This is a genomic window from Streptomyces sp. NPDC107522, assembly GCF_055657525.1.
Genome location: NZ_JBVKAU010000004.1, coordinates 470,929 through 483,345 on the forward strand (window position 1 = coordinate 470,929; position 12,417 = coordinate 483,345).

Here is a 12,417-nt window from a genome sequence, read left to right on the forward strand (position 1 = left end):
GCCGTTCGGCGGACCCGACCGTGGCTGTACGGCCCCTACGCTGTGCTGCGTCACCCGAGCGAATGCGAAGGATCAGCGAACGTGTCGTTGCAGACCACCCGTCGTCTCAGGCTTGCTTCCGTGGCCCTTGCCGTAGCGCTCGCCGCCCTGGCCACGGCGGGCCCCGCCCTCGCGGACACGCAGCAGGGCGTCGGGGGAGCGCCCACGAGTGCGGGTGCGCAGAAGCAGGCGTCCGCGATCCCCACCGGCTTCGTCGATCTGCCCACGAGCCCGCTCCCCGCCGACAGCGCGCGGCACGAGTTCACGGTTTCCTACCGCAACGACTCGTCGGCGGACCGGACCGTCGCGCCCCAGATCCTGGTGACCTCCCCGGACGCGGGGCCGTTCCTGGGCCCGGCGGACATCGAGCTGGAGCGGCGTACCGCACACGGCTGCTGGGAGGCCGTGCACCTCGGCACGCAGACCGGCACCCTGTTCACCGACCTCGCGACGGCGCGGCGCATGGTACGCGCGGGCGAGACCCTCACCCAGGTCTACCGCCTCACCGCCGTCGACCCGAAGGCCAGGGGCACGGTGGCCCCGAGGGTGGCCCTCTACGGCTGAACCTGCCGGAGCGGGAACTTCCGCAGGCCGGGGGGAGTTGGCAGGACGACGCACAGAACGCACGCGGACGACCGGAACGACACGGGCTCAAGCCGAGGTGGCACGGATGGCGATGTGGGATCGGATCAAGGACCAGGCCAAGGGTCTGCAGCAGCAGGCGCAGGGCATGCGGGGGACCGGCGGACACGGCCGGCCGGGTTCGGGATCCTCCGGGGGATCGCGGGCACAGCTGGTGAACACGCTCAAGTCCCAGCTCACCTCCCTCAAGACGGAGTTGAAGAGCGGCGCCTACCGGGACGCCAGCATGGCGATGTGCGCCCTGGTCGCCGCCGCCGACGGGCATGTCGACCCGGCCGAGCGGCAGCATGTGGAGTCGCTGATCCTGAACAACGACGTCCTGCAGAACTTCCCGTCCGAACAGCTCCGCCAGCGCTTCAACAAGCATGTCGACCAGCTGGCGTTCAACTTCCAGCAGGGCAAGCAGGAGGTCCTGCAGGAGATCGCCAAGGCGGCGAAGAAGCCGACGGAGGCCAGGGCGGTCGTACAGACCGGCTTCGTCGTCGCGGGCGCGGACGGATACGTCGCCCCGGCCGAGGAACAGGTCCTGCGCGAGGCGTGCTCCGTACTCGGCCTGTCTCCCCAGGAGTTCGGCCTCTGACGCGGTAGGCGCACGCCTCGATCCGAACCCCCTGTGTCACGGCGTCGCGTCCTCCGCGGCGCCGTGCGGCTGCAGGGGCACTGTGGTGGCGACCTCGAAGCCGCCCTCGGGACGGTGGCCGGCGCACAGTTCGCCGCCGATGGAGCGGGCGCGTTCCCGCATGCCCATGACGCCGAAGCCCCGGCTTCCCGGGGGGCCGGAAGCCGCGGGGGCCACCGTGCCGTCGTTGCTGACGGTGATCGTCAGACGGGTACGGGTGTACTCGAACCGGACGTGCGCGGCCTGGGTGGCGGCGTGCTTGGTGACGTTGGTCAGTGCCTCCTGGACGATCCGGAACGCGGTCAGGTCGACGCCCGGTGAGAGGTGCTGCGGCTCCCCTTCGGTGGTGACCGTGACCTTGAGCCCGGCGGACGCGCACGCCGAGACCAGCTCGGGCAGGCGGGCGAGCCCCGGTGACGGTTCCAGCGGTGTCGAGGCCGGGTCGCCGCTGTGCCGCAGCAGGCCCAGCGTGGCCTTCAGCTCACGCAGCGCGGACGACGTGGTGCCGGTCAGGTCGGTGAGGATCGCCTTGGTCTGCTCGGGACTGGTCAGCGCCAGATGCGCGGCGGTACCGGCCTGGGCGTTGGCCAGCGCAAGGTGGTGGGCGACGACGTCGTGCAGCTCGCGGGCGATGCGCATGCGCTCCTCGGTGACGCGCAGCCGCGCCTCCTCCTCCCGGGTGCGCTCGGCGTGCTCGGCACGGGCCTGCACCGAACTCAGGTAGGCACGCCGCAGCTGGGTCATCTTGCCGGCGGCGAGGGGCAGCAGCAGCCAGAAGAACGGGCCGATCGTCCTGAGCAGCAGCGACAGGTGCTCCATGGAGTCGGAGAACACCGCCGCGAGGTTCACGGCCACCATGGTGGTGAGGCCGTAGGCGCGGGTCGTCTTCCGGTCGCTGAGGGCGGCCAGCCAGTAGAGCGCCGCCATGACGGGGGCCAGCAGCAGCGGGGTGACCAGGTAGCCCAGCGCGACCGCGATCACCGTGCAGACGGCGGTGACGACGACGGCGGTGCGCGGGTGGGTGCGGTGTTTCAGGAGAGCGAGGCACGCGACGCCCATGAGGATGACGCCGGCCTTGTCCTGGTCCGGTGGCTCGGCGCCGGGCAGGGTGAGGGAACTGCCGAGGGTCGCGCAGCCCATCAGCGCGAGGACCGGTGCCAGATCGACGAGAAAGCGGTGGCGGTCCGCGAACTCCTCGATGCGGTCCGTGAACTCCTCGATGCGCTCGGCATAGCGCCGTTCCGGGCTGGTGGTCATCGGGTTCTCCGGTCGGTGGGCTGGGGTCCATGGTGGACGTCTGCGGGTGCGAACGGCCGACGGGACCGCCCGTGTCCTTCGTCACGGGCGGTCCCTGTGGGGGGCGGGGCGTCGGATCAGGTGCGCGCCGGTTCCAGGTCGGCCGAGGCGTCCGCCGCGGGCTCCGCCTCCGGCCGCCGGCTCAGCGCCTCCCCCTCCACGTCGACGCGGGGCAGGATCCGGTCCAGCCACTTCGGCAGCCACCAGGCCTTGTCGCCGAGCAGGGCCAGCACGGCCGGCACGATCGCCATCCGTACGACGAAGGCGTCGAAGAGCACGGCGGAGGCGAGGCCGAACCCGATCATCTTGATCATGGAGTCGCTCTCGCCGATGAACCCGGCGAAGACCGCGATCATGATCAGAGCGGCGGCCACGACGACGCGGGCGCTGTGCCGGAAGCCGGACGTGACCGCCGCACGGGCCGGCTCCCCGTGGACGTACGCCTCCCGCATCCGCGAGACGAGGAAGACCTCGTAGTCCATGGCGAGCCCGAAGACGATGCCCACCAGGAAGATCGGCATCAGGCTCATGATCGGCCCGGTCTGCTCCACGCCCAGCAGTCCGGCGCCGTGCCCCTGCTGGAAGACCACGACGACCGCGCCGAGGGAGGCCAGCACCGACAGCAGGAAGCCGACGGCCGCCTTGAGCGGGACGAGCACGGACCGGAAGACCACCAGCAGCAGCACGACCGCGAGCCCGACCACGACGATCAGATACGGCACCAGCGCGGCCTGCACCTTGGCGGCGATGTCGATGTTCAGCGCGGTGGTGCCGGTGACCTCGAAGGTCGCCCCGGTCCGCGTCTCGATCCCGGGACGCCCGTCCCGGATGGTGGTCACCAGGTCCTTGGTCTTCTCGTCGGTCGGCGCGGTGGCCGGCACGACCGAGAAGACGGCGGTGTCACCGGCCGCGTTGAAGCGCGCCGGGGAGACGGACACGACACCCTTCGTGCCGCGGATCTCCTCGGCGACGGTCGTGACCGCGTCCTTCGGGTCCGCGGCGCCCTTGACGTCCACGACGACGGTCAGCGGCCCGTTGAAGCCCGGCCCGAAGGCCTCGGCGAGCGCGTCGTAGGCCCGCCGCTCGGTGGTGGAGGTCGACTTGGCCTCGTCGCCGGGCATGCCCAGCTGCAGCTGGGTCATCGGCACGGCGAGCGCACCGAGCCCCAGGACGCCGAGCAGCAGCACGGGCACGGGCCGGCGCAGCACGAACCGCGCCCAGCGCGTGCCGCCGTTGTCGTCACCGGTCTCGTCCATACGGCCGCTCTTGCGGGCCCGCCGCGAGAGCACGGCGTTCGGCCAGAAGCCGAGGAACGCCGGGACCAGGGTCAGCGCGATCAGTACGGCGACGACGACCGCGCCGGCCGCGGCCAGCCCCATCTTGGTGAGCATCGGGATGCCGACCACCGACAGCCCGGCGAGGGCGATCACGACGGTGAGCCCGGCGAAGACGACCGCGGAGCCGGCCGTACCGACGGCGAGACCGGTCGCCTCCTGCGGTGTACGGCCCTTGGCGCGCTCCTCCCGGTATCGCGAGACGACGAACAGGGCGTAGTCGATGCCGACCGCGAGGCCCAGCATCATCGCGAGGGTGCCGGTCGTGGTGGACAGGCCGAGGGCGTCGGAGAGGGCAAGAATGGTCGCCATGCTGACGCCGACACCGATGATGGCGGTCAGCAGCGGCAGCCCGGCGGCAGCGAGGGACCCGAAGGTGACGAGGAGGACGACGGCGGCGATCGCGACGCCGATCACCTCGGCCATCCCGCCCGGGCCGCCCCCGTCGTCCATCGCGCTGCCACCGGCCTCGACGGTCAGCCCCGAGTCGCGGGCGTCGCCGAGCGCCTTCTCCAGCTGCGCCTTGCCGACGTCGGTGAGATCGTTGGCGCCGACCTTGTAGGTGACGGTCGCGTAGGCCGTCGTACCGTCCTTGCTGACCGCCCTGGCCTGGAACGGGTCGACGACGGAGGCGACCTGCGAGCCGTCGCCCAGCTCGGCCACGGCCTCCTCGACGGCCTTCTTGTTCCCGGTGGCGGTCACCTTCTCACCGCCCGGCGCGACGAAGACGACCCGCGCGGTCGCGCCGTCGGCCGTCGCACCCGGGAAGCGCTCCTCCATCAGGTCGAACGCCTTCTGCGACTCGATGCCCGGCATGGAGAACTCCTCGTCGGAGGCTCCCGGAGCCTTGAGGGCACCCAGCCCGACGGCGGCGAGCACGGCCGCCCAGACCAGGGCGACGTACCAGCGCCGCCGGAAGGCCAGACGGCCCACTTGATACAGGAAAGTAGCCACGACAGGGGTCTCCACATCTGGGACTCGAACGTGTGCCCAGGCTGTCGGGAGCAGGGGCACCACGTCGTCGTGCGGCTGCCGACAATCCGCCGTACTGAGAACGCAGTACGCATCGACGGATACGTCAGCCATGGGTACGACGGGGAGAACGGACGGCGAGACCGAGGCCGTATGTGCTCCAGCCCGTCCGGCGTTCGAGGCCGAGGCGCCACCGTCCCTAACCCCCACCCACCCGCAGGGTGTTCCGCCGCACAGGACCGGCACTCACTTCCCAGCACCGGTCCGCATCATCCAGCCCGCCGGCGTTTGAGGACGAGGCCCCTTCAGGGCCGAAGCGGGGGTCTGGGGGCGGCAGCCCCCAGGGGCCGGGGTCGAAGGGGCGGCGCCCCTGGGGATGGGACGGGTAGGGGCGGCGGGGGCGAGAATCCGTGTGGAGGCAGGCAGGCGGCAGGTATCACCGCCCCGCGCTGCCCTACCCGATCTCGACGACCCGCGCCCACTCCGGTGGCAGGTCCGGCACATAGTCGGGGTCGTCCTCGTTCACCGCGCCCGCGCCCGCCCCCCGGGGGAACAGCCCCACGACCGTCCGGCACGGCGGCCGCGTGCTCGGCCACGGGGTCTGACCGTCCGTCAGGGCGACGACGACATCGGGCCGGGGCCGCGCTCTCAGCGCCCTGGCGAAGCCGGCGCGCAGATCCGTGCCGCCACCCCCCACCAGCGGAATCCCCTCGACACGGCACAACCGGTGCACGCCCCCGGCCGCCGCGTCGCACGGCACGACGCTGACCAGATCGTGCCGCCCACCGACGGCCCGGGAGATCGCGGCGACCTCCAGCAGCGCGCTGCCCAGTTCGGCGTCGCTGACCGAGCCGGAGGTGTCGATGACGACGCAGACCCGGGGCGGCCGGCGCCGCAGGCTCGGCAGGACGGCGCCGGGCACCGAGGCCGAACGACGCGAGGGACGGCCGTACGTGTAGTCGTCGCCGGCACCCGGACTGAAGGCCGCCGAGCGGACCGCCGCGCCCAGCAACTCCCGCCACGGCTGCGGCGGATGGAAGACCTCCTCCGCCCACCGCTGCCACCCCGCCGAGGCGTGACCCGGCCGCCCGGTGATGCCCTGCGCCACCCGGAACCGGACGGCGTCCCGTTCCCGCGCGCTCAGCCCGTGTGCTCCGTCCGCCCCCAGGTCCCACTCCCGTTCGAGCCCGTCGGCCCCACTGCCGCAGTCCAGCCAGGCCAGATCCTGCATACGCGGCCCGAGCCGGAACTGACGCAGATAGTCCTCCATCAGCTCGCCCTCGTGCAGCATCAAGGTCCGCGGCAGGACGGCGCCTTCGGGCCGGGCGAGCCCGTCGCCGTACACGTCGTCGTTGATCTCGCAGTCCGCGGCGATGTTCATCCGCAGCCGCTCCCCCGGCCCGGTCAGCCCGCGCTCGCGCGCCACCCGGTCACTGCGTCCGTGATGGTCCCGCAGCAGATGCGACACCTCGTGCACCCACACCCCGGCCAGCTCCTCCACCGGCGTACGGTCCACGAACGGGGGCGAGACGTAGCACCGCCAGTGCCGGTCGACGGCCATCGTCGGCACCCGCCGCGACTCCACGACGTGCAGGGCGAACAGGGCGGTCGCCAGATACGGCCGGACGCGGGCGGCGTGCAGCCGGGCGGCGAAGAGCTTGTCACGGTCGAGGGCCACAGCCCGATCGGGTGCTTGGCGCATGCCTCGTGATTCCTCGGCCCTGCCGGAGGCACCCCCGCTCACCGGCCCGCCTTCGCGGCGACCGCCGCCGTCCGGTCCGCCGCGTGATCCGCCCGCCGGGACAGGCCCACGACTCCGGCGAGCTGCTCGATCGACGGCGGCACGTCCCAGTCCTCCTGGCGGAGCGAGGCAAGCGTGGACGCGGGGACGACGACGAGGTCAGGCGCCCCGGTCTCCACCGCCCGGACCAGCAACGCCCAGGCCGCGTCCCAGCGGGACTTCTCGGGACGCGCCCGTACCGCCTCCACCACCCCGTCGAGCGCGGCCTGCCGCAGATCCCCCCGCTCGGGCAGCACGGCACCGGCCGGATCGGCGAGCAGCAGCTCGGGGTCCGGCAGGTCCATCCGGTCCACGCACGCCAGCAGCTCCAGCCCGGGACCGTCCCCCACGGTGCCCCTGACCAGCAGCGAGAGCACGTCCCGCGAGGAACCGGCGGCGGTCGCGAAGGCGATCAGACGCTGCGTCATCTCCCAGCTGCGAGGCGACGGCCAGGGGCCACCCCGGCGCGTCTCACTGCCCGGCAGCCGGTGCACGAGACCCGGCCGCCCGGAGAGCAGCCCGCAAACCGCGCGCCGGGCGAAGTCCACGGCGTCCGGCAGCTTCCGCGGGTCGAGTCGCGGCAGGGTCGCCCGCGGCCAGGTCCCGCCGAGTCCCCGTACGACGACCTCGTGGTCGTGGGTCCACTGCAGATGCACGAACCGGTTGGCCAGCGGCGCGCTCAGCTCCCAGCCGTCGGCCGCCGAGGACCGCGGGTTGGCGGCGGCCACGATCCGTACGTCCGGCGGCAGTTGAAGCGCACCGATCCTCCGCTCGAGCACCAGCCGCAACAGCGCGGCCTGCACGGCCGGCGGCGCGGTGGACAACTCGTCCAGGAACAACAGCCCCCGCCCGGCCTTCACCAGCCGTACGGCCCAGTCCGGCGGCGCCATCGGCACGCCCTGCTCGGCCGGATCGTCCCCGACGACGGGCAGGCCCGAGAAGTCGGACGGCTCGTGCACGCTGGCGATCACCGTGGTCAGCGGCAGCTCCAGCGCGGCGGCGAGCTGGGTCAGGGCAGCAGTTTTGCCGATACCCGGCTCACCCCACAGGAGGACGGGCAGGTCGGCCGCGACGGCCAGGGTCAGGGCCTCCAGTTGCGTGTCGGGGCGGGGTTCGGTGGTGGTGTCACCGAGGAGGGCCAACAGGTCGGCGGCCACGTCGAGTTGGGAAGCTGGGCGGGTGGGGGCGAGGCGCGTGGGCATGTGTGATCACCTTTGGGTACGAGGGCAGGGTCAGGACGGGACAGGCCAGGTCAGGCCAGGACAGGCCAGGCCAGGCCAGGGTCGATTCAGGTCAGGCCGGCTGAGGTCAGTCGAAGGTCGCGTGCCGTCTGCGTGAGCGCCGGTCGCGGGGGCGGGGGCGGTCCGGAGCGAGGAGTTCGTATCCGGGACGGCGCCCGGGCCCCGGTTCGGTCAGGCCCGCTCTGAACAGCCCGTACACGATCCGCCGCTCCGCCGCCGCGGCCAACTCGTCCCGCAGAGCACCGTGGCGCAGCACGGCATCCGGACCCAACAGCCCCTCCACGACGGCCAGCGCACCGGCGATGTCGCCGTGGTCGAGGCGTTCACGCACATCGGGCAGGCAGTCCGGACGCCGGTGCGCTTCGTCGATGACCCGGAGGCACGGGAGCGGCGTTCCGGTCAGGGCGGCCAGCAGTTCCTCGCGCCGGATCTCGGCCGGGTCGTGGTCCAACGGCGCCAGGACGCCGTCCACGAGACCGATCCGGTGCCGCGCTCCCCGGCACTCGACGAGGCGTGGCTGCCCTGCCCGTTCCGGAGTCGCGGACGGCCGGGGCGGCGGCGAATGATCCGGTACGAGGGCGGAGGCGACCAGCGGATGCAGCCGGCCGGCGTCGATGAGCCCGAGATGGAGCAACTCCAGGTCGGGCAGCACCCAGGTCGCCGCGTCGGGAAGGACGGGCAGCTCGGAGACACGGCCCCTGGTGGACGCCGCGATCCGCGGCACGGGCGGCCCACCACCGCCGTCTCCCTCCGGGGGCACGTCCAGAACCAACCGATGCCGTCCCCCCAACCTCACGAGCACGGCACCACTGGACCGCCCCTCGGCGCGCAGCAGTAACCGCGCCTCGTCCGCCCACCGGTCAACGGCACAGCGACGCCCATACGGCAGACCCACCAGGCCGGGCAGGCCCGCCAGGACCGGCTCCGTCCCGGCCTGGTCATCGGTGAGCAGACCACCGGGACCGCCGAAACGGCCAGGACCGCCGCCCCCTGACCTGCCCCGCAGCTCACCGACCCTGCGGACATCCCACAGGTGACGGTGCAGATCGAGACGGAACCGCCGGTTGGGCCGGGGATGCGGATGCCGACAGACACGGCCCTCGGGCCCAGCCCCAGCCCCGGACCCCGACCCGGCCCCGTCCCACAACGCAAGGCTGATCCGCTGACCGGCACCGGCCCACGCAGGCGGAGTCCGCACCACGAGATACAGCGGCCGTCTGCCACCCCGCCCCCCACCGTCGTACCGGGCGAGTGCAAGGGTCAGCCCCGGCCGCAGCAGCCCGTCGGGAGCGATTCTCGGCATGTGCCAGCGCAGCAGGTCGGGGGCGAGGTGCCGTAGATCGGCCCGGACCCGACCGGCGACTTCGCGGCCGTGCTCACGCGCCACGGACCGCAGATTGAGATCGACGTCGAAACCCGAGGCGGCACAAGCCCCCGCCCAGTCCCCCGCCAGCCGACGGGCGGTCGCGGTCTCGATCATGGAGGCCGGCACGGCGAACTCACGCACGCGCGGCCAGAAGGAAAGCCGGGTGTCCCCGTTCGCGAACTGAGTGCCCATCAGCACTCACCTTGCGCGGACGGGACCCCCAATCTGTCAACAGAATGAGTCGTCATCGCGGGCGAGCGTAACGCCGCCCGCCCGCGATCCGCCAGCGATTTCCCACCACCCGGAAATGGCCCGCTACAGGGCCGCGGCCTCCTCGGTGGTGAGGAACCGCAGGTTCTGCACGTACTCGTTGACCAGCATGGGCACGCCGTCGGAGGCCAGGTACCACCTCGGCTTGCCCGTGCTGTCGGCGATCACGCGGCCGTTGACGCGCAGGTTCTCGAAGGTGACGTCCTTGACGAGACGGTCCTCGCCGAGGCCCATCATCACCGAGAGGTCGGCGTTCTTGCCGTTGTAGCTGAGGTCCTTGACGTAGACGGACTCGATGCCGCGGCCGGGCGAGGTGTTGTACTTCGGGTTGTACTCGACCCGCATGTGGATGAGCTGGCCCCAGCGGAAGTCCTCCACGCGGATGTTGTCGAACCTCACGTCCCGGACGAGGTTGCTGTCGCCGACCATGAACGCGATGGCACCCTGGTAGGTCACCTGCGGCTCGCGGTGGTCGAGGATGTCGATGTTCTCGAAGGTCAGGTTCTCCAGCATCTCGGGGGTGTCCGAGTTGCCGTGCACGCCGATGTTGATCGGGTGGGCGACGTCGGCCCACAGGGAGCAGTTCCTGACCGTGATGTTGCGGGTGTCGCCGTAGAAGTCCCAGCGGTGGGTGTAGAGGGCGACGGAGTCGTCGGACGTACGCAGGAAGCAGCCGTCGACGGTGACGTTCTCGGAGCAGTAGAGCTGGATGCCGTCGCCCCAGCCCTGGTGGCTGAAGGCGCGCAGGTTCTTGATGGTGAGGTTCTGGGACTCGGCGACCCGGACGTTCTCGTAGCGGGGGTTGAGGATCGTTATGCCGTCGATCGTGACGTTCTCGGTATTGCGGATGAAGAGCGCCCCGTTCGGGGAGTTGTAGAGCACGCCGCGGCCGACGAGCCGGGAGTTCTCCACGTTCTCGAAGATCACCTGAGAGGTGAGGACGGCGCCGGGCGCCAGATAGACGGTGGTGCCGCTGGGCACCTTCAGCAACCGGTCCGAGGTGGTGTGCAGACCCGGCCCGAAGTACATGACGTGCTTGTCGCCCTCGGCGGGCGGGTTCTGCTCGAGCGGGTTCGCGAGCAGGTGCAGGCAGTCGAAGACCTTGTCGTCGACCTGGACGACGACGTTGCGGGGCCGGTCCAGGGTGAAACGCGCGGTGCCGCCCAGCTCCTCGGGCTTGATGCCGTACGAGTCCGGGCGGACACGGAACTTCTCGGCGCTGCCCGGGTTGTAGGTGACCTCGACCTCGACGGTGCCGGAGAAGTCGAAGGCGGCCCAGGAGGAGTTCTGCGCCCTGTTGCTGCCGGTGACGGGGTCGATGAGCGCGAGCTTGGCCAGGTAGACGTCGAGTCTCCGCCAACTGCCACCTGCAGCGCGGACCTTGACGGTGAAGGAGTTGTTGACCGGGACGGAGGGCAGCGTGGGGTGGGTGACAACGATGTCCCCGGCGGTCTCGTCCGCCGTGGCGGCGGAGGCGGTGGCCGCGTTCGCGGTCCCGGCGAGGCTGTTCGCCAGACCGGCGGCCGCGAGGACTCCGGCGGCCTGGAGGGTGGATCGGCGGGAGAGGGGTGAGGTCATGAGGACTCCTCGGTGATGGCAACCGGTTGCCGGGATGAGCGGGCCCGATCTTGTGGCTGTGCGGAGGCCTGAGTCAAGGGGAATGACCGATTTTCGAAAGAATCGGGCAGGCGGAGTCGGTGACTGAATGGAAGGACAGGGGGAACCGGTTGCCATCGACTCCCCTGCCGGAAGCACGAGTTCAGCGCGAACCCGGCAACCTTTCCGCCTTCCGCGGCCACTGACATGCGTAAGGCCCCCTGCCTGCCGCAGGGAGCCTCACAGGACCCACGTGCTCCGCTTCCGCCGAACCACGTAAGGACTCATCCGTGGCATCCCGTTCCCACCGCCGGTCCCCGCGCAAGTGGCGCTCGGCCTTTGTCCCCGCCGCGGTCGTGACGGCCGTGGCACTCGCCGCGGCCCTGCTGATGGCCCTCCGCCCCGACTCGGCGACGACGGCTGGTCATGCGGGGACGACGCCCGCGGCCGACACCCGGTCGACGTCCCCGCGGACGACACCGAGCCCCCATCCGGATGCGACGCGGAAGCCGAAGCGCCCCAGGACGGCCACCCCCACGGCGACGCCTGCCAAGACAACGCCACGACCCGGTTCCGCCCCCACAACGTCACGCCCGTCGGCCACGACGACTCCCCGGCCGGCGTCGGGTGCCGCCCCCCTGGCGGGACGGATCCGCCCGGACGTCACCTACGACGGGGTCGCCACCTTCTATGACACGGGCAACGGCGACGGCGCCTGTCTGTACGGCCCGACGGACGACGTCATGACGGCGGCGATGAACCACACGGACTACGAGACCTCCAAGGCCTGCGGGGCCTACATACGCGTCCGCGCGGCGACCGGCGCCTCCATAACGGTCCGCATCACCAACGAGTGCCCGCTCCCCTGCGCCCCCGGCCAACTCGACCTGAGCGCGGAGGCTTTCGCCAAGCTGGCGGCACCCTCGGCCGGGCGCATCCCCATCACGTGGACGCTGCTGAGCGCCAGCACATCCGAGGCGATGTCGATCCGGTACAAGACCGGCTCCAGCAGCCACTGGTGCGGGATCCAGGTGGTGGGGCACCGGAATCCGGTGGCGCGGCTGGAGGTTCGGGACGGCGGCGGGTGGCGTCAGTTGCCGCGTACCGAGTACAACTACTTCCTCTCCGAGCAGGGGAGTGGGTGTGGCGGGCCGATCAGGGTCACCGACATCTACGGGGAGGCGTTGACGGTGGACGGGGTAGGTGTGCGCCCCGATGTACTGCAGTCGACGGGGAGGCAGTTCGCGGCGCACTGAGTGTGA

9 protein-coding genes are annotated in these 12,417 nt (G+C 71.6%); 3 read left to right on the forward strand and 6 right to left on the reverse strand.

Annotation, left to right across the window (positions count from 1 at the left end):
* The first annotated feature begins 120 nt into the window (after positions 1 to 120).
* Together ACZ7L6_RS16170 and ACZ7L6_RS16175 are read left to right on the forward strand one after the other, a co-directional pair.
* Positions 121 to 603: a signal peptide protein gene (locus ACZ7L6_RS16170; RefSeq protein ID WP_471924203.1), complete on the forward strand. Its 483-nt coding sequence runs from the start codon at positions 121 to 123 to the stop codon at positions 601 to 603.
* Between the two features lie 106 nt (positions 604 to 709).
* Entirely contained in the window at positions 710 to 1,261 is a 552-nt protein-coding gene (locus tag ACZ7L6_RS16175; protein WP_471924205.1) for a tellurite resistance TerB family protein, read from the forward strand.
* A gap of 36 nt (positions 1,262 to 1,297) precedes the next feature.
* Here the strand turns inward: ACZ7L6_RS16175 and ACZ7L6_RS16180 are convergent, their stop codons facing one another.
* From ACZ7L6_RS16180 to ACZ7L6_RS16205, 6 genes are all read right to left on the reverse strand, one after another.
* Positions 1,298 to 2,557, reverse strand: coding sequence for a sensor histidine kinase (locus ACZ7L6_RS16180; RefSeq protein ID WP_471924207.1), 1,260 nt, complete (start codon positions 2,555 to 2,557; stop codon positions 1,298 to 1,300).
* 116 nt (positions 2,558 to 2,673) lie between these two features.
* On the reverse strand, positions 2,674 to 4,884 hold the full coding sequence (locus ACZ7L6_RS16185; protein ID WP_471924209.1) for an MMPL family transporter: 2,211 nt from the start codon (positions 4,882 to 4,884) through the stop codon (positions 2,674 to 2,676).
* A 472-nt stretch (positions 4,885 to 5,356) separates the two neighbouring features.
* A complete protein-coding gene (locus tag ACZ7L6_RS16190) occupies positions 5,357 to 6,604 on the reverse strand; it encodes a vWA domain-containing protein (protein WP_471924211.1) in 1,248 nt (415 codons plus the stop codon).
* Between the two features lie 38 nt (positions 6,605 to 6,642).
* Complete coding sequence (locus ACZ7L6_RS16195) at positions 6,643 to 7,884, reverse strand: AAA family ATPase (RefSeq protein ID WP_471924213.1); 1,242 nt, start codon at positions 7,882 to 7,884, stop codon at positions 6,643 to 6,645.
* Positions 7,885 to 7,990: 106 nt separating this feature from the next.
* Positions 7,991 to 9,481 carry a hypothetical protein gene (locus ACZ7L6_RS16200; RefSeq protein ID WP_471924215.1) on the reverse strand — a complete coding sequence of 497 codons (1,491 nt, stop codon included), beginning with the start codon at positions 9,479 to 9,481 and terminating at the stop codon, positions 7,991 to 7,993.
* 123 nt (positions 9,482 to 9,604) lie between these two features.
* Complete coding sequence (locus tag ACZ7L6_RS16205) at positions 9,605 to 11,137, reverse strand: glycosyl hydrolase family 28 protein (protein ID WP_471924217.1); 1,533 nt, start codon at positions 11,135 to 11,137, stop codon at positions 9,605 to 9,607.
* 308 nt (positions 11,138 to 11,445) lie between these two features.
* Here ACZ7L6_RS16205 and ACZ7L6_RS16210 point away from each other — a divergent pair, with 308 nt between their 5' ends.
* Positions 11,446 to 12,411, forward strand: coding sequence for an expansin EXLX1 family cellulose-binding protein (locus ACZ7L6_RS16210; RefSeq protein ID WP_471924219.1), 966 nt, complete (start codon positions 11,446 to 11,448; stop codon positions 12,409 to 12,411).
* The last annotated feature ends 6 nt before the right edge of the window (positions 12,412 to 12,417 follow it).

What these genes read in the sequence shown, in the direction of transcription:
- ACZ7L6_RS16205 (WP_471924217.1), bottom strand. Translation starts at nt 11,137, where the DNA reads ATGACCTCACCCCTCTCCCGCCGATCCACCCTCCAGGCCGCCGGAGTC.
- ACZ7L6_RS16180 (WP_471924207.1), bottom strand. Translation starts at nt 2,557, where the DNA reads ATGACCACCAGCCCGGAACGGCGCTATGCCGAGCGCATCGAGGAGTTC.
- ACZ7L6_RS16190 (WP_471924211.1), bottom strand. Translation starts at nt 6,604, where the DNA reads ATGCGCCAAGCACCCGATCGGGCTGTGGCCCTCGACCGTGACAAGCTC.
- ACZ7L6_RS16195 (WP_471924213.1), bottom strand. Translation starts at nt 7,884, where the DNA reads ATGCCCACGCGCCTCGCCCCCACCCGCCCAGCTTCCCAACTCGACGTG.
- ACZ7L6_RS16175 (WP_471924205.1), top strand. Translation starts at nt 710, where the DNA reads ATGGCGATGTGGGATCGGATCAAGGACCAGGCCAAGGGTCTGCAGCAG.
- ACZ7L6_RS16200 (WP_471924215.1), bottom strand. Translation starts at nt 9,481, where the DNA reads ATGGGCACTCAGTTCGCGAACGGGGACACCCGGCTTTCCTTCTGGCCG.